Origin of the sequence: Pseudomonas sp. BIC9C (genome assembly GCF_034541995.1) — a bacterium.
Taxonomy (GTDB): Bacteria; Pseudomonadota; Gammaproteobacteria; order Pseudomonadales; family Pseudomonadaceae; genus Aquipseudomonas; species Aquipseudomonas fluorescens_CC.
This window is the reverse complement of sequence record NZ_JAWDGM010000001.1, coordinates 528,498-544,579: the sequence shown is the minus strand read 5'-3', so window position 1 is coordinate 544,579 and position 16,082 is coordinate 528,498. Positions and strand designations below refer to the sequence as shown.

The window sequence follows — 16,082 nt, the reverse complement described above, 5'->3', positions numbered from 1 at the left end:
ATGCTGCCGTTCTGGATCGCCCTGCAATTTCTCAGCAGCCTGCCGATTCGCCTGCCCGGCATGCCTGAGCCCCGGGAACTGGGGCGGTCGCTGCTGTTTTATCCGCTGGTGGGATTGCTCTTTGGCGCGATTCTGTGGGCAGTGAACTGGCTGTTGCTCGGCACGCCGACATTGCTGCACGCGGCGTTGCTGCTGAGCGTTTGGGTCTTGCTCAGTGGCGGGTTGCATCTGGATGGCCTGGCGGACAGCGCCGATGCCTGGCTCGGCGGCTTTGGCGATCGTGAGCGTACGCTGACCATCATGAAAGACCCGCGCAGCGGGCCGATCGCCGTGGTGACGCTGGTGCTGGTGCTGTTGCTTAAATTCAGCGCGCTGGTGGCGTTGATCGGGCAAGCGCATTCGCTCGCCTTGATTATCGTGCCATTCATAGGGCGCAGTGCATTGCTCGGCTTGTTCCTGACCACGCCGTACGTGCGCGCCGGTGGCCTGGGGCAGGCATTGGCCGATCATCTTCCGCGTTCGGCGGGCAAGCAGGTGTTGGCGGTCAGCGCACTGGCCTGTGTGTTGATCGCCGGCTTCAGTGGGGCGCTGGCACTGGTGTTGGCTGTGCTGGGGTTTGTCTGGTTGCGGCAGGTGATGCTGCGGCGGCTGGGTGGCACGACGGGGGACACGGCGGGCGCGATGCTGGAGTTGCTGGAGGTTGCAGTGCTGGTAGGTTTGGCTTTGGTCTGATTGGGTTGTATTGAATGTTCTGGCCTCTTCGCGGGCAAGCCCGCTCCCACAGGGTTTCAGTTTCGTTGATAAAATAGTGTGCACAACGAAAATCTCTGTGGGCGCGAGCTCTCATGTAACTTGATTTAACCGACTCGCGGGTATATACACGCACCATGCTCGATTCCCAATGTTTATGCATCAACCTGCGTCGCGCCGCCCGTGGCGTCAGCAGGCATTACGACGGCGCACTCGACGGCTTCGGGATCAACGTTGCGCAGTATTCTTTGCTGTGCAATCTGCAGCGTCTGGATCAGCCAAGCATCTCGGTCCTGGCCGAGGCCATGGGTCTGGATCGCAGCACCTTGGGGCGCAATTTGCGGGTGCTGGAGGGTGACGGCCTGGTGACGCTGGTCGAGGGCGAGGACATGCGCAATCGGATCGTCCTGCTGACCGAGGCCGGGGCAGAGCGTCTCAAGGCTGCCTTGCCGGCCTGGGAAGCCGCGCAGCAGCGTTTGATCGATCGCCTGGGTGCCGAGAAGCGCGAAACCTTATTGAAGCTGCTGGACGAACTGGCGTGACGCCGGTTTTTCCGATCTTAAGCGGGTATATACCCGCTACCGGAGAACAACAATGACATCGATGTGGCGTACATGCGGCTGGGTTCTGTTGGGGAGTGCGCTGATCCTTGCGTTGTCTCTGGGTGTTCGACATGGCTTCGGGCTGTTCCTGGCGCCGATGAGCGCCGAGTTCGGCTGGGGCCGTGAAGTCTTTGCCTTCGCCATCGCTTTGCAGAACCTGATCTGGGGCCTCGCTCAGCCGTTCACCGGCGCATTGGCCGACCGCTTCGGCGCGGCGAAAGTGGTGCTGATCGGTGGCGTCCTGTATGCGGCGGGGCTGATTTGCATGGGGCTCTCCGATTCGGCGGTGACCTTGTCGTTGAGTGCCGGCCTGCTGATCGGCATCGGGCTGTCCGGTACGTCGTTCTCGGTGATTCTGGGTGTGGTCGGTCGCGCAGTGCCGCCGGAAAAACGCAGCATGGGCATGGGGATCGCCAGTGCTGCCGGTTCGTTCGGCCAGTTCGCGATGTTGCCCGGCACACTCGGTTTGATCGGCTGGCTTGGCTGGTCCGCGGCGCTGCTGGCGCTGGGCTTGCTGGTGGCGCTGATTGTGCCGTTGGTGAGCATGCTCAAGGACAAGCCGCTGCCCGTCATGGGTCACGAACAAACCCTTGGCGAAGCACTGCGCGAAGCCTGCTCTCACTCCGGGTTCTGGCTGCTGGCGTTCGGCTTTTTCGTGTGCGGATTCCAGGTGGTGTTCATCGGTGTGCACTTGCCGGCCTACCTGGTGGATCAGCATCTTCCGGCGACGGTCGGCACCACGGTGCTGGCGCTGATCGGCCTGTTCAACATTTTCGGCACCTACACCGCTGGATGGCTCGGCGGGCGGATGTCCAAGCCGCGTTTGCTCACCGGTTTGTACTTGCTGCGGGCGGTGGTGATTGCGCTGTTTCTGTGGTTGCCGGTGACCACCACCTCGGCCTATCTGTTCGGCATGGCCATGGGCTTCCTGTGGCTGTCGACGGTGCCGTTGACCAACGGTACGGTGGCGACCTTGTTTGGTGTGCGAAACCTGTCCATGCTCGGTGGGATTGTTTTCCTGTTTCACCAGCTCGGTTCGTTCCTGGGCGGCTGGTTGGGCGGGGTGGTGTATGACCGAACCGGGAGTTATGACTTGATCTGGCAAGTGGCAATTCTCTTGAGCCTGTTGGCCGCTGCCCTCAACTGGCCGGTGCGGGAGCGGCCGGTAGAGCGTCTGCAATCACAAATGAGTGCGATATGAACAGTCTTTGGCCGCAGATCGCTGTAGCCGCCGTCTGTGCCTTATTGCTGGCGTTGTCGTGGTGGGGCTGGCATCAGGGCGGGCTGGCGCTGATGCAGTTGGGCATGGGTGCTTGCTAGCGAGCGGCGAGGGCGAGTAACGTCGCTTTTGACGAATTATCAAGGATGCACCGACATGCTGATGCGCTGGATTGCGGTCCCCGCGTTGCTGGTGACGTTTACCGGGCTGGCCTACGCGGCCGAGTGCCCGGAGCTGTTGCAAGGATCACTGCAAAAGCTGCGCGCCAAGGAATCCATCGACCTGTGCCAGCGCTTCGCCGGTAAACCGTTGGTGGTGGTCAATACCGCAAGCTTCTGTGGCTTTGCTCCGCAGTTCAAAGGCCTTGAGGCGCTGAACCAGCGCTTCAAGGGGCAAGGACTGGAGGTGATTGGCGTTCCGTCCAATGACTTCAAGCAGGAGTCCAAGGATGGTGCCGAAACCGCCAAGGTCTGCTACGTCAACTATGGCGTGACCTTCACCATGACCGAACCGCAAAAGGTTCGTGGCGACGATGCGACGCACTTGTTCAAAGTCCTCGCCAGTCAGACCAGCGCGCCGAAGTGGAATTTCTACAAGTATGTGGTGGATCGCCAAGGCAAGGTGATTGCCGGTTTCTCCAGCCTGACCAAGCCGGATGATCCCGAGTTCATTGCGGCGGTGGAAAAAGCGCTGGCTTCGCCACCGTTGGTTTCGACCCCCTGATCGACACCCGTTAAAAAGCCCCGCCTCTGTGAAGAGCGCGGGGCTTTTTTGATTCGGATGGCGAGCGGATCAGGCTCGCCGGGAATCATCAGAAGCGGTAGGTCGCACCGAGGCCGAAACCGTTCGCGTAGTTTTCATACTTGGCGTTGTAGCTCTGGCCACGGTCGTTGCTGTTGTTGACCTTGACCGACTCTTCGCGCAGGTACGAATACGCCACGTCGATGGTCAGGTCGTCGGTCGGGCTCCAGCCGGCGCCCACGCTGAACGCCTTGCGATCGCCAGTCGGGATGCGTGGGGAACGGTCGACGTTGTTGGTCGGTGCCTGGTCGACAGACAGACCGGTACGCAGTACCCATTGCTTGTTCAGCTGGTAGGACGCGCCGATGGCGTGAGCCCAGGTGTCGTGCCAGTTCTGTTCTTCGGTGATGGTGCCGAACTGGCCGTTCAGAGCAGCCGGAACACCTGTGTTTTCAACGGTGATGTCTTTCAGGCGGCTCCAGCGGGTCCAAGTGCTGCCTGCGTACAGAGTCCATTTGTCGTCGAGCTGGTGAGTGACCGAGAAGTCCACCGATTCAGGGGTGGTTACATCCAGCGAAGCGTCGAACTTCTGGTTCGGGTTCTGGCCGATCAGGCCCAGCACGCCGTAGTTGACCTTGGTGTTGCCCTCGAGTTTGTACTTCACTTTCGAGTGGTAGGTCAGGCCGACACGTGTGCTGTCGGTGGCTTGAACCAGCACGCCGATGTTGTAGCCCAGCGCGGTGTCGTCACCTGTGATCTTGACCTTGCCGTCTGGTGCGGCCTGGGTGACCGACAGGTTCGATTCCAGGGTGCCGTCAATGCGGTTGATGGTCGGGCCAAAACCGATGGAAACCTTGTCGTTGAAGGCGTAGCTGACAGTCGGTTGCAGGGTGACGATTTTGACTTCGCTCTTGCTGCCGAAGTAACGACCGGCAAAGCCGCTCTCGTAGTCGGTTACCAGACCGAATGGTGCGTACACGCCCACACCGACGGCCCACTTGTCGTCGATTGGCTTGACGTAGTAACCCATCGGTACGGCGATGAGCGGAACCATGTCGCCGTCGTTGCTGCCGCCGTTCGGGCTGGAGCTGGCGTGGCTGATGTCAGTGTGTGCGTCGATCATCGCAACACCGCCGGTGACTTGTTCGCGCTTGAGGCGCGACATGCCGGCAGGGTTGCCAAAAAGGGTGCTTGCGTCATCGGCAGCGGAAGATCGCCCGGCAAAACCAGTACCCATCCCGCTGATGCTTTGTTCGTTGACGGCAAAGCCACTTGCGAAAATCTGGGTGGATGCCATGGCAACGGCGAGACTGAGGGTGGTTTTGAGCATTACTTTTTTCATTATTAGAACTCCTGGTGATCACCGGGGCGAAAATTACCAACATTTTCGTCCCGGCGCCATAGGCTGTATGCCTTGATTTAGAGCGGTTTTGTAGGACAATCCGACCAGATTCGCGGCGTGTTGCGCGATCTTTGGATCCAGAGGTGTCAGCAGGCTACCTGATTCAGCGGTGAAACACAGGTTTGCCAGGCGCAAGTGAAGTCACGCAGGCGCCCCTGGGGGTGAAATGTCTGGCGCCAGATCCTGGCCATACCCAGCAAATCATCCGGGGCGGGGAGGGGGGTATTCTGTTCTTCCACCAGCAGCCAGGCGATGGCTGTGGCGTAACGCAGGTTGACGGTCAACTCGAGGTGCGGGCCACTCAGAAACGCATGCTGGCTGGCCAGGCCGCGGACCAGGCTCGCACGTTCCGGATCAAGGGCCAGGTAATGGTCCCAAAGGGCCTGGTGGCGGGGCTCGGCGATGCGGTACAGGCCGTGCCCACGGCGGTCATGCAGGGCGGAACCAAGGGCGGACTGGCTGGCGGCAATGCCCAGCAGCAGGGATTCGGCAGTAGCGCTATGTTGTCCGAGATAGATCAATGTCGGACGAATCACATAGCGGCACAGTTCGCTGGCAGCGATACCCATAAAACCCTCGAAACCTGAATTGGACGGCGATGCCTGAAGGGGGCTTGGCAGCTGTGAATCGACTCAGGCTCGCCGCAAGCGGGTCAAGCCGCTTGAGTTGAAGTGTAGTGTCATATTCGCGCTGTAAAGGCCTGTTTTTAAAATATTTCCAGCGGCCAGTTATAACCCTTATATCGGATCGTGCTTAGTCGTGGTTCGAGGAAAGAGAAACATCGGGCAATAAAAAGCCCTGCTTTTCGGGCAGGGCTTTCGGGTTTCAGCCTTTCTGGCGTTTCAGGCAACCAGTGCCTGACGGGTACGTGCGATCACAGCCTGCAGCGGCTCGGCGCTGGAGTATTGATCGGGGTACAGGCGTTCGCTGTGACGAGCGATGCCGTGTTCGTTGACCAGGGTGAAGCTGAAGCAGCCTTTGCGAGCGGCCATGATCAGGCAGTTCATTGGTGCAAAAGCGTTGGTTAGGGTGCGAATGGCATCCTGAGTCTGGATTTGAGTAGACATTATTGGGTGTTCCTACAAATGACACGGATAAGAACCGTGCAACGTTAAAACGTTCCAGTAACGTCGATCACCATTGACCGAACGAAGAACCCGACTGGAACAAGGCAGCCAGTTTGAAGCGCTGATAAGTTGGCGCGCTTGGGCTGGCAGGTAGGTACTTAGGAGGGCAGGCAACACATCAGGGGCAAAGGTTCTGGGCCCGGGGTGAAGATCCTGATCAATTTGCAGGTTGGTTCGAGCAGAGTAAGCAGGCGGAACGACACCCTTTGCTTTCGATTCAAAGGTTGTGTTGGCGCAAGATTTACCTGGAAACCATCGAGGTGGTCGATCCCGCTTGTTCGGTGGAGGCTTCCGTCGGGAAGGCTGACCGGGGGGATTTGTTCGACCAGAATTGACTTTCAGCTTGGTACTAACGCCGCGGATACTAACGAATTGAACTGGTTAAGGGAAGTGTGTTAGTGAAAAGAATTCCCCGGCAGGTGCCTGATCGGGCTGCTTTGCCCTGTAGAGGTGTGCATGAAGCTGCGCTGCCTGCGATTGATACGCACTGTATTCGGACAATAATCCGACCACCGGTCATCGACGTTTGTAGCAGTGCAGCCGTCTAAATACCGGGTTTGCCAGGGCTTATCCCCAGGTACGACAAAAAAATGCGCCGAAAAAGTGCATCGATATAACCGTCGCAAAGGCACTTGTGCACATTAGTTGCGCAGCCTGTCACCCCGCTGTCATCTCATGTTCAAGCGCAATAGCTGCCTGTAACCAAAATTTAAGTCAATGAAAAACATCGCTTTTTTTTACTGGTGAAAAAATCGTCAGTTTGACTGCGAGCCCCATTCCACAGGGCTTTGAGCGGGTTCAGGGGCGGTTGTCCACTGAGTTATCCACAGCTTCTGTGGATTGTCCCGAGCGCTTGCTCTAGGACGGGCGTGCAGGGATATTTTAAGCTTTACCTGTAAGAAAAAGAGAGTAAAGTTGCGCGCCTTCCGATCTGCCCCACAGTGCTTTATGAAGTTTCGCTCAGCCTCCGTTTCCTCTTCCTCCACACCACCCTCTGTTACCCCTACCAAGCGCTTTTCCATGCGCGTGGCAGAGTGGCTGCTGGACAGTCCGCATCTGGGTGAAAACCGTAACGTCAAACACATCGCCGGACGCCTGCTCAAGCAGCCAGCCCGTGAAGGCGTGGTGGCTGCGCAAAGTCGCCTTGGCCAGTTGATGTGCCGGGAATGCGGGAATGCCCGGGATCGGCGGATCGGTCAGGACCTGCTGCGACAGGCCGCTCGGGCAGGCGATCGCCGCGCTCAACAGGAACTGGGGCTGATCGAAGACTGAGCTGTCCAAGATCAGGCGCCTTGGTTAACCTTCAGGCTTTATTCGAATGGCAGGAGTGGCTATGGCAATGGACTTGACCAGCGTGTTGCTGGGTCTGGCAGCGGCTGCGTTGCCGTTGCTGGTATTGGCCTGGCAACTTCAGCGTCGGGCCAGCACCACGCTGGCTGACGTTGCTCTGCTGCAAGAACGCCTGGCCATGGCGCAACTGGCGCAGGACGGATTGAATGCACAACTCGAATCCAGCCGCGATGAAGTCGGCGATCTGACCCAGGCCAACGCCGCCAAACAGGCTGACCTGGCTGCGCTGCGTCGTGAAGTCGAACTGCTGCAGATCGAGCGCGACGACGCCCGGGACGCCGCCCATGCGTGGAATATCGAACGCGCCGGCAAAGAAGCCGAATTGCGCCGTTTGGATGCCCAGGCCGCCTCGCTCAACGCCGAATTGCGCGAGCAACAGGACAGTCATCAGCAACGCCTCAACGACCTGCAAGGTTCACGGGACGAGTTGCGTGCGCAGTTTGCCGAGCTGGCGGGGAAAATTTTCGATGAGCGCGAGCAGCGTTTTGCCGAAACCAGCCAGCAGCGCCTGGGGCAGTTGCTCGACCCGCTCAAGGAGCGCATCCAGTCCTTCGAGAAACGTGTCGAGGAAAGCTATCAGAACGAGGCTCGTGAGCGTTTCTCCCTGGCCAGGGAGCTGGAGCGTCTGCAACAGCTGAATTTGCGCTTGAGCGATGAAGCCACCAACCTGACCCGCGCCCTGAAAGGGCAGAAGACCCAGGGCAATTGGGGTGAACTGATTCTTGAGCGCGTGCTCGAGCATGCGGGGCTGGAGAAGGGCCGCGAGTACCAGACCCAGGTCAATCTCAAGGGGCCGGACGGCGAGCGTTTCCAGCCGGACGTGATCATTTATCTGCCGGGCGACAAGCAGGTGGTGGTCGACTCCAAGGTCAGCCTGACGGCCTATCAGCAATACGTGGCGGCTGAGGACGAGGCCATCGGCCAGATCGCCATCAAGCAGCACGTGCTGTCGTTGCGAAATCACGTCAAGGGCCTGGCCGGCAAGGATTACAAGCGCCTCGATGGCTTGCACAGCCTGGATTTCGTGTTGCTCTTCGTGCCGATCGAGGCGGCGTTTTCTGCCGCGTTGCAGGCCGAGCCGACGCTGTTTCAGGAGGCATTCGACCGCAACATCGTGATCGTCAGCCCCACCACGTTGCTGGCGACCCTGCGCGTCATCGACAGCCTGTGGAAACAGGAGCGCCAGAGCCAGAATGCCCGGGAAATCGCCGAGCGGGCCGGGTGGCTGTACGACAAGTTCGTGCTGTTCATTCAGGATCTGGACGAGGTCGGCAATCGCTTGCAACAACTGGACAAGGCCTACAGTGCAGCACGCAACAAGCTGACAGAGGGGCGTGGCAACCTGGTCAGTCGCAGTGAGCAACTCAAGCTGCTGGGCGCACGGGCGAGCAAGAGCCTGCCGGCGGACTTGCTGGAGCGGGCGATGACGGATGTCGATGGGTTGGTCGAATTGCCGGAATAGCCCCGGGCGAGCGTGGACCTTGTGGCGAGGGAGCTTGCTCCCGCTGGGCTGCGCAGCAGCCCCAATACCGATCAATGAGTTTCTTCAGGTTAAGCGCATTGCCTGATTGACGATTGCTACGCAGCCGGACGGGAGCAAGCTCCCTCGCCACAGGGTTTTGAGTTAATCCGCATTACAGCGGCAAATACCGGCTCAACAACGCGCGCAACGCCGCTGGTTTCACCGGTTTGGCCAGATAGTCCAGCCCCGCGGCATGCACCTGGTCAACCGTCTCCGGCCGGCCATCGGCGCTGATCACCACCCCGGGAACCGGTACGCCCATCTGGGTGCGCAACCAGGCCATCAAGTCGGTTCCGGTCTCGCCATGATCGAGGTGGTAATCCACCAGCGCCAATTGCGGGCGCACGCCTTCGGCCAGCAGTGTTGCGCATTCTTCGCGATTGCGCGCAGTCCAGACCTGGCAACCCCAGCGGCTGAGCAGGCTGTTCATGCCGATCAGGATGCTGTCCTCGTTGTCGATGCACAGCACCTGCGCGCCATTGAGCAATTTGCCATTGAGCTCGGCGACTTTGACCGGCGCTGCGGTTTGCGCCCGGGCCAGCGGCACGCTGACGCTGAACACGCTGCCGCGTCCCGGCCAGGAGCGAACGCGCAGGGTTTGACCGAGCACGCGACATAGCCCGTCGGCAATTGCCAGCCCCAGGCCGAGGCCTTTTTCGGCCCGTGTCTGGTGGCTGTCGAGGCGCTTGAACTCTTCGAAAATCACTTGCTGTTTATCTTCCGGAATACCTGGTCCACGGTCCCAGACTTCCAGGCACAGCTGTTCTTTGTACCGACGAACCCCCAGCAGCACCGGCCCTTTGCCGTAGCGGAAAGCGTTGGTCAGGAAGTTCTGCAGGATCCGACGCAGCAGTTTGATGTCGCTGTCGACCCGCAGCGCACTGCCGCGAACGCGGAATTCCAGTTGTTGTTCTCGCGCCAGTGCCTTGAATTCGGTACCGAGGGTGTCGAACAGTTCGTTGAGTGCGAATGGCTGGCGATTCGGGTTGACCTTGCCGTTCTCCAGGCGGGAAATGTCCAGCAGGTCGCTGATCAAGTCCTCGGCAGAGCGCAGCGAGCTGTCCAGGTGCTCGACCAGTTTCTGCGCTTCGCCGGACAAACCATCGTCCTGATGGGAGAGGGCGGCGGAGAACAGCCGCGCGGCGTTCAGCGGTTGCATCAAGTCATGGCTGACGGCCGCGAGGAAACGGGTCTTCGACTGGTTGGCCGCCTCGGCGTTGCCCTTGGCTTCGGTCAGGGCAACGTTGAGCTGCGACAATTCGTGGGTCCTTTCGGTCACCCGTTGCTCCAGGCCTTCGTTGGCCTCGGTCAGCGCCTGCTCGGCTTCGCGGAACGCGGTGATGTCGGTGAAGCTCATGACGAAGCCACCGCCCGGCATCGGGTTGCCGATCAGCTCGATCACCCGGCCATTGGGGAACAATCGTTCGGAAGTGTGCGCGCGGCCCTGGCGCATCCAGTGCAGTCGACGCGCGACGTGAACTTCGGCTTCGCCGGGGCCGCACAGACCGCGCTCGGCATTGTGGCGAATGATGTCAGCGATCGGCCGGCCGACACTGATCAAGCCGTCCGGGTAGTTGAACAGCTCCAGGTATCGACGGTTCCAGGCCACCAGTTTCAGTGACTGGTCGACCACGCTGATGCCCTGGGTGATGTTCTCGATGGCGCCTTGCAGCAGGGCGCGGTTGAATTGCAGCACCTCCGAGGCTTCGTCGGCGATACGCACGACGTCCTCCAGCTGCATCTCCCGGCCTTCAATGGCGGCTTTTACCACCGCGCGGGTCGAAGAGGCGCCGAGCACACCAGCCAACAAGCGTTCGGTGTGGGCGATCCATTCACCGTCGGCGTTCTGGTTCGGGTTGAAGCCTTTGCCCTGGCGATAAGCAAAGCGGATGAAGCTTTGACGGGCGCGCTCTTCACCGACAAAGCGCGCCGCCAGTTGCAGCAGGTCGTCGATCTGCACCGCCAGCATCGAACGTGCGCTGGGGCGGGCACTGATTTCCTGGCCGATGAAGCGGCCCGCTTGCCAGTGCTCGGAAACCCGGGTGCGGGACAGCACCGAGACCCAGGCGAACAGCGTGAAGTTGCCTGCCAGCGACAGCACCACGCCCTGGGTCAGCGGGGTGATCGGCAGGTTCAGTGGATTGCTGTGCAACCAGGCCAGGCCCGGGAATGTGCTCAGGGACAGGCCGAGGCTGAGGGCGGCAATCGGCAGGATCAAGGTGTAGAACCACAGGAACGTGCCCGCGGCGAGGCCAGCGAAAACGCCGCGGCGGTTGGCCTGTTTCCAGTACAGCGCACCGAGCATGGCGGGGGCCAGTTGGGTCACGGCAGCGAAGGCGATCTGGCCAATGGTCGCCAGGCTGGCGGTCGAGCCCAGCAGGCGGTAACTGACGTAGGCCAGCAGCAGAATGACCACGATGCTGACCCGGCGCACCGACAACATCCACTGGCGGAACACTTCGAACGGGCGCTCGGCGTTGTTGCGACGCAGCAGCCAGGGCAACAGCATGTCGTTGGACACCATGGTCGACAGCGCCACGCTGGCCACGATCACCATGCCGGTGGCCGCCGATGCGCCACCGATAAACGCCAGCAGGGCCAGCGCCGGATGCGCCTGGGCCAGGGGCAGGCTGATGACGAACGAGTCTGGCAACACTGAACTGGGCAGCATCATCTGGCCGGCCAGGGCGATCGGCACGACAAACAATGCAGCGAGGGCGAGGTAGGCCGGGAACACCCACTTGGCAAGGCGCAGATCCTGGGGGTCGATGTTCTCGACAACGGTCACGTGAAATTGCCGTGGCAAGCAAATGATCGCCATCATCGCCACACCGGTCTGCACCACCATCGACGGCCAGTTGATGGTTTCCTTCCAGTACTGTTCAAGCCGCGGCGCCAGCATGGCCTGGTCGAACAGGTCGTCGAAACCGTCGTACAGGCCGTAGGTCACGAATGCGCCGACGGCGAGAAACGCGAACAGCTTGACCAGCGACTCGAAGGCAATCGCAAGCACCATGCCGCGGTGGTGCTCCGTGGCGTCGAGGTTGCGGGTACCGAAGACGATGGTGAACAGCGCCAGCACCAGCGACACGATCAGCGCGGTGTCCTGGGCACGGGTGCCCATGGCGTCGGCACCGGCGCCGATCAGCAGGTTCACGCCGAGCACAATGCCCTTGAGCTGCAGCGCGATGTAGGGCAACACGCCGACCAGGCAAATCAGCGCCACCACCACCGCCAATGGCTGGGATTTGCCATAGCGCGCAGCGATGAAGTCGGCGATCGAGGTGATGTTCTCCTGTTTGCTGATCATCACCATTTTTTGCAGGACCCACGGCGCTCCGATCAGCAAGAGGATCGGCCCGAGGTAAATCGGCAGGAACGACCAGAGCTGTTCGGCGGCCTGGCCCACGGCGCCGAAGAACGTCCAGCTGGTGCAATAGACCGCCAGCGACAGGCTGTACACCCAGGCGCGCACACGCGGCGGCAAGGGCGCGCTGCGACGGTCGCCATAGAAGGCGATGGCGAACATGATGGCCATATAGGCCAGGGCAACGGCGGCGATCAGCCCGGTGGACAGCGACATGGGGACTCCAGACAAAAGACACCCGGACTTCCCGCCCGGACAGACAGTCTCGCACGACCGCCAGCGTTAGTCAGTGTCGACCAAGGTCGTGGCGTGGCGGGGTGTCGCAGGGGGATTTGCAGTGTCTGGACTGGCCTCATCGCGAGCAGGCTCGCTCCCACAATGAGTCTGTGTCGTACACAAGAACCCTGTGGGAGCGAGCCTGCTCGCGAAGGGTTTTTTACTGATCCAGCGCAATCGCGATCAAGCGATGCAGTTCTTCAAGCTCCAATGGCGCCTCAGAAAACAGGATGCGAAACACCGTCGGCGCGGCAATCAGATTGATCAGCCGATCGACACTGGGCTTGGGCGCATCCGGATAGCGATCCAGAATCGTCTGCAGTTGCCCGCCAATGATCGTCGCGCAATAACTCGGCTTCAGCGCCGCCTGCACGTCGCACAGCATGTTGCGGCCGGGTTCGGAGCTCATCTCGTCGAGGTACTGTTCCGCCCAGGCCCGCACATCACCGTGAAGGCTGCCGGTATTGGCCGGTTCGTTGTCGGGCTGCATGCGGGCGAGGGCGACGTCGGCCAGCAGCACCGACACATCGCCCCAGCGCCGATAGATGGTTGACGGCGTGACGCCCGCGCGCGCAGCAATCTGCGGGACGGTCAGGCTGGCGCGTTCCTGCTCCTGCAGAAGTTGGCGCACGGCCGAATGAATCGACTCTTGTACCCGTGCGCTGCGGCCGCCGGGGCGTAAGGTGGGAGCTGTCATCTTGTGTTTCCTGAATCGCGCGGGTCCCGTTGCTGGCACCCGGTCCTGAAAGCCATGCTTCGGACCTTAACACAAAGAATTTGCTTTAAGAGGGATCCGGTAGCACACTCCGCAAAAGCAAAAAATTAGCTTTTGCGGAGTGTGTCCATGCCCGGTTCTCGTTCAAATCGTGCCAGCCTGTGGTTTCTGGCCGTTACCTTGCTCAGTTTCCTGGCGGCCTCCACAGCGCCAACGCCGCTGTATCACCTGTATCAGGAGCAGATGCAGTTTTCTGCCGCGACGCTGACCCTGATTTTTGGCGTGTACGCCCTCAGCCTGTTGGCGGCGTTGCTGACGGTCGGCTCGCTGTCGGATTACCTGGGGCGCAAGCCGGTGATTTTTACTGCAGTGATTCTGAACATTCTGGCGATGCTGCTGTTCATTCACGCGGACAGCGTCGCCTGGCTGATCAGTGCCCGGGTGCTGCAGGGCTTCGCGACTGGCATGGCCACTGCGGTTCTGAGTGCAACGCTACTCGACACTGACCGCCAGCAGGGGCCGCTGGTCAACAGCGTCGCGCCGCTGCTCGGCATGGCGGTAGGCGCATTGGGTTGCGGTGTGTTGGCCGAGTTTGCGCCGGCGCCATTGCATTTGACCTTCTGGCTGCTGATGGCGCTGTTTGCGCTGCAGGCTGTGTATGTCTGGCGATTGCCGGAAAGCGTCTCGCGCCAGGCCGGTGTGTGGGCGTCGTTGCGACCGACCTTGCATGTACCTGTTCAGGCACGCGCCACCTTGTGGCGGGTGTTGCCACTTAACACGGCGACCTGGGCGCTCGGTGGTTTTTACGCGTCGCTGGCACCTTCGCTGGTGCGCACGGCGACGGGTTCGACCTCGAACCTGATTGGCGGTGCGACCGTCGCCACATTGACGGTGACGGGGGCCCTGATGATTTACATGCTGCGCAATCAGGCTGCTACCAAGGCGCTGCATTTGGGCGCCTGTTCGTTGCCGACGGGAGTCGTCCTGATTCTACTGGGCGTGCACAGTGCCAGTTTGCCCCTGTTTTTCCTTGGCACGCTGGTCGCCGGTTGTGGCTTCGGCGCCGGTTTCCTCGGGGCTTTGCGCAGCCTGGTGCCGCTGGCCTTGCCCCATGAGCGCGCCGGGCTGATGTCGGCGTTCTATGTGCTCAGCTACCTTGCGTTCTGTCTGCCATCGCTGCTGGCCGGAAACCTGACGCGAACCTTCGGCCTGGTCACCACCACCGATGGTTATGGCGTGGTGCTGATTATCCTGGCTCTTGGCGCGCTGGCGTCTATGTTACGCCAGCGTTCTGCCCGTGCTTGTACGGCTAACCCGTGAATCTGGGTTAGCCTTGGCGCCCTGTCAGTACATTCGAAGGATCGGACCATGAAGATCATCCGCAGCAAATCGTTCACTGGCGAGCGTGCCTGGGCGGCGCTGGATATCGCCAACATGAACGACATCACCACGCGGCTGCACTGGACTGATCAACCGTACAAATGGCACATCAATGACGGAGAGGAAGTGTTCGTGGTGCTCGACGGGCAAGTGCGGATGCTCTATCGCGAGGAGGGTGTCGAACGGGAGGCAGTGCTGAACGTGGGGGACATTTTCCATGCCTCGGTCGGCACTGAGCATGTGGCCCACCCACTGGGTCCGGCGCGGATTCTGGTGATTGAATCGGAAGGGAGCGTTTGAGTCTATATCTACAAAATAGATAAGATATAGAGAAATTACCCGTTATATAGATATTCGATTCGGATCTAACATGGGCTCTACCTCACGAGAGGACAGGAGTTCGCCATGACTTGCGCCAATAGCATCAAGCCCGGAATCAAACCTTTCAGTCACCTGCAGCATCCCCGCGAGGTGATCCGCCAGTTCACCCCCAACTGGTTCGCGGCCACCATGGGCACCGGTGTGCTGGCGTTGGCGCTGGTGCAATTGCCGGTCGCCATTCCCGCCTTGCACGCCTTCGCCGAAACCCTGTGGATGTTCAATATCGCGCTGTTTCTGCTGTTTACCGCGATGTACACCGCGCGTTGGCTGCTGTTTTTCGACGAAGCACGACGGATCTTCGGCCACTCCACGGTTTCGATGTTTTTCGGCACCATCCCGATGGGCCTGGCGACCATCATCAACGGCTTCCTGGTGTTCGGCCTGCCGCGCTGGGGTGAAGGTGTGATTCACGTAGCCGAGGTGCTGTGGTGGCTGGATGTGGCGATGTCGCTGGCCTGCGGCGTGCTGATTCCCTACATGATGTTCACCCGTCAGGAGCACAGCATCGACCAGATGACAGCGGTCTGGTTGTTGCCGGTGGTCGCGGCAGAAGTGGCGGCCGCCAGCGGTGGCCTGTTGGCACCGCATTTGGCCGACGCTCATTCGCAACTGGTGGTGCTGGTGACCAGCTACGTGCTCTGGGCTTTTTCCCTGCCGGTGGCTTTCAGCATTCTGACCATTCTGTTGTTGCGCATGGCCCTGCATAAACTGCCCCACGAAAACATGGCCGCCTCGAGCTGGCTGGCCCTGGGCCCGATCGGCACCGGTGCCTTGGGCATGCTGGTACTGGGCGGCGATGCACCGCTGATTTTTGCAGCCAACGGTTTGCCGGGCATTGGTGAAATTGCTGCAGGTTTGGGTCTGGTGGCCGGCATTACCCTGTGGGGCTTCGGCCTGTGGTGGATGCTGATGGCGCTGCTGATCACTGTGCGCTACCTGCGTGTGGGCATTCCATTCAATCTCGGCTGGTGGGGCTTCACCTTCCCGTTGGGCGTCTATTCTCTGGCGACATTGAAGCTGGCCAGTACCTTGAGCCTGACGTTTTTCAGCGTGTTTGGCTGTGCGCTGGTGGCGTTGCTGGTCGTGATGTGGCTGATCGTCGGCAAGCGCACGGTGCTGGGCGCCTGGCGTGGCGAGCTGTTTGTCTCGCCGTGTATTGCCGGATTGAAGAAATAACCGGCAAAGATTAGGTAAGGTGTGGCCTGGATCGACTTTTGATAATCCAATAAGAATCCAGGCCACTCGCTACC

Annotated in this window: 15 protein-coding genes; 10 read left to right on the top strand and 5 right to left on the bottom strand. The window is 60.5% G+C overall.

Going from position 1 to position 16,082, the window contains the following annotated elements:
• From RS887_RS02675 to RS887_RS02655, 5 genes are all read left to right on the top strand, one after another.
• Positions 1 to 732 (top strand): adenosylcobinamide-GDP ribazoletransferase, encoded by a 732-nt coding sequence (locus tag RS887_RS02675; protein ID WP_322614284.1) that lies wholly within the window; start codon positions 1 to 3, stop codon positions 730 to 732.
• A gap of 155 nt (positions 733 to 887) precedes the next feature.
• Entirely contained in the window at positions 888 to 1,292 is a 405-nt protein-coding gene (locus RS887_RS02670; protein WP_008017903.1) for a MarR family winged helix-turn-helix transcriptional regulator, read from the top strand.
• Between the two features lie 52 nt (positions 1,293 to 1,344).
• On the top strand, positions 1,345 to 2,553 hold the full coding sequence (locus RS887_RS02665; RefSeq protein WP_322614283.1) for an MFS transporter: 1,209 nt from the start codon (positions 1,345 to 1,347) through the stop codon (positions 2,551 to 2,553).
• Positions 2,550 to 2,672, top strand: coding sequence for a hypothetical protein (locus tag RS887_RS02660; protein ID WP_309675059.1), 123 nt, complete (start codon positions 2,550 to 2,552; stop codon positions 2,670 to 2,672). Before RS887_RS02665 ends, RS887_RS02660 begins: the two co-directional genes overlap by 4 nt.
• A 55-nt stretch (positions 2,673 to 2,727) precedes the next feature.
• Entirely contained in the window at positions 2,728 to 3,294 is a 567-nt protein-coding gene (locus RS887_RS02655) for a glutathione peroxidase (protein WP_322614282.1), read from the top strand.
• An 88-nt stretch (positions 3,295 to 3,382) separates the two neighbouring features.
• Here RS887_RS02655 and RS887_RS02650 read toward each other — a convergent pair whose 3' ends face one another.
• The 3 genes from RS887_RS02650 to RS887_RS02640 form a co-directional block, all read right to left on the bottom strand.
• The gene (locus RS887_RS02650) at positions 3,383 to 4,654 is read right to left on the bottom strand and encodes an OmpP1/FadL family transporter (protein WP_322614281.1); all 1,272 of its coding nucleotides are present in this window, start codon (positions 4,652 to 4,654) and stop codon (positions 3,383 to 3,385) included.
• 146 nt (positions 4,655 to 4,800) lie between these two features.
• Entirely contained in the window at positions 4,801 to 5,283 is a 483-nt protein-coding gene (locus RS887_RS02645) for a hypothetical protein (protein ID WP_057399385.1), read from the bottom strand.
• A 273-nt stretch (positions 5,284 to 5,556) separates the two neighbouring features.
• Entirely contained in the window at positions 5,557 to 5,781 is a 225-nt protein-coding gene (locus tag RS887_RS02640) for a hypothetical protein (protein ID WP_008017910.1), read from the bottom strand.
• 1,008 nt (positions 5,782 to 6,789) lie between these two features.
• On the opposite strand from RS887_RS02640, the gene RS887_RS02635 reads away from it, so the two are divergent.
• Together RS887_RS02635 and rmuC are read left to right on the top strand one after the other, a co-directional pair.
• Entirely contained in the window at positions 6,790 to 7,113 is a 324-nt protein-coding gene (locus RS887_RS02635) for a hypothetical protein (protein WP_043302325.1), read from the top strand.
• Between the two features lie 175 nt (positions 7,114 to 7,288).
• Positions 7,289 to 8,653, top strand: a complete 1,365-nt coding sequence (gene rmuC / locus RS887_RS02630) for a DNA recombination protein RmuC (protein ID WP_322615248.1) — start codon at positions 7,289 to 7,291, stop codon at positions 8,651 to 8,653.
• Positions 8,654 to 8,825: 172 nt separating this feature from the next.
• Here rmuC and RS887_RS02625 read toward each other — a convergent pair whose 3' ends face one another.
• On the bottom strand, positions 8,826 to 12,296 hold the full coding sequence (locus tag RS887_RS02625; RefSeq protein ID WP_322614280.1) for a NahK/ErcS family hybrid sensor histidine kinase/response regulator: 3,471 nt from the start codon (positions 12,294 to 12,296) through the stop codon (positions 8,826 to 8,828).
• A gap of 220 nt (positions 12,297 to 12,516) precedes the next feature.
• Positions 12,517 to 13,053, bottom strand: coding sequence for a TetR/AcrR family transcriptional regulator (locus tag RS887_RS02620; protein WP_322614279.1), 537 nt, complete (start codon positions 13,051 to 13,053; stop codon positions 12,517 to 12,519).
• Between the two features lie 147 nt (positions 13,054 to 13,200).
• Here RS887_RS02620 and RS887_RS02615 point away from each other — a divergent pair, with 147 nt between their 5' ends.
• The 3 genes from RS887_RS02615 (at position 13,201) to RS887_RS02605 (ending at position 16,008) form a co-directional block, all read left to right on the top strand.
• The gene (locus tag RS887_RS02615) at positions 13,201 to 14,391 is read left to right on the top strand and encodes an MFS transporter (RefSeq protein WP_322614278.1); all 1,191 of its coding nucleotides are present in this window, start codon (positions 13,201 to 13,203) and stop codon (positions 14,389 to 14,391) included.
• A 48-nt stretch (positions 14,392 to 14,439) separates the two neighbouring features.
• Entirely contained in the window at positions 14,440 to 14,751 is a 312-nt protein-coding gene (locus RS887_RS02610; RefSeq protein WP_322614277.1) for a cupin domain-containing protein, read from the top strand.
• A gap of 105 nt (positions 14,752 to 14,856) precedes the next feature.
• A complete protein-coding gene (locus RS887_RS02605) occupies positions 14,857 to 16,008 on the top strand; it encodes a TDT family transporter (RefSeq protein ID WP_322614276.1) in 1,152 nt (383 codons plus the stop codon).
• The last annotated feature ends 74 nt before the right edge of the window (positions 16,009 to 16,082 follow it).

Bases quoted from the DNA above. Each gene is read 5' to 3' on its own strand.
- RS887_RS02675 (WP_322614284.1), top strand. From the start codon at position 1: ATGCTGCCGTTCTGGATCGCCCTGCAATTTCTCAGCAGCCTGCCGATT.
- RS887_RS02670 (WP_008017903.1), top strand. From the start codon at position 888: ATGCTCGATTCCCAATGTTTATGCATCAACCTGCGTCGCGCCGCCCGT.
- RS887_RS02665 (WP_322614283.1), top strand. From the start codon at position 1,345: ATGACATCGATGTGGCGTACATGCGGCTGGGTTCTGTTGGGGAGTGCG.
- RS887_RS02660 (WP_309675059.1), top strand. From the start codon at position 2,550: ATGAACAGTCTTTGGCCGCAGATCGCTGTAGCCGCCGTCTGTGCCTTA.
- RS887_RS02655 (WP_322614282.1), top strand. From the start codon at position 2,728: ATGCTGATGCGCTGGATTGCGGTCCCCGCGTTGCTGGTGACGTTTACC.
- RS887_RS02650 (WP_322614281.1), bottom strand. From the start codon at position 4,654: ATGAAAAAAGTAATGCTCAAAACCACCCTCAGTCTCGCCGTTGCCATG.
- RS887_RS02645 (WP_057399385.1), bottom strand. From the start codon at position 5,283: ATGGGTATCGCTGCCAGCGAACTGTGCCGCTATGTGATTCGTCCGACA.
- RS887_RS02640 (WP_008017910.1), bottom strand. From the start codon at position 5,781: ATGTCTACTCAAATCCAGACTCAGGATGCCATTCGCACCCTAACCAAC.
- RS887_RS02635 (WP_043302325.1), top strand. From the start codon at position 6,790: ATGAAGTTTCGCTCAGCCTCCGTTTCCTCTTCCTCCACACCACCCTCT.
- RS887_RS02625 (WP_322614280.1), bottom strand. From the start codon at position 12,296: ATGTCGCTGTCCACCGGGCTGATCGCCGCCGTTGCCCTGGCCTATATG.
- RS887_RS02620 (WP_322614279.1), bottom strand. From the start codon at position 13,053: ATGACAGCTCCCACCTTACGCCCCGGCGGCCGCAGCGCACGGGTACAA.
- RS887_RS02615 (WP_322614278.1), top strand. From the start codon at position 13,201: ATGCCCGGTTCTCGTTCAAATCGTGCCAGCCTGTGGTTTCTGGCCGTT.
- RS887_RS02610 (WP_322614277.1), top strand. From the start codon at position 14,440: ATGAAGATCATCCGCAGCAAATCGTTCACTGGCGAGCGTGCCTGGGCG.
- RS887_RS02605 (WP_322614276.1), top strand. From the start codon at position 14,857: ATGACTTGCGCCAATAGCATCAAGCCCGGAATCAAACCTTTCAGTCAC.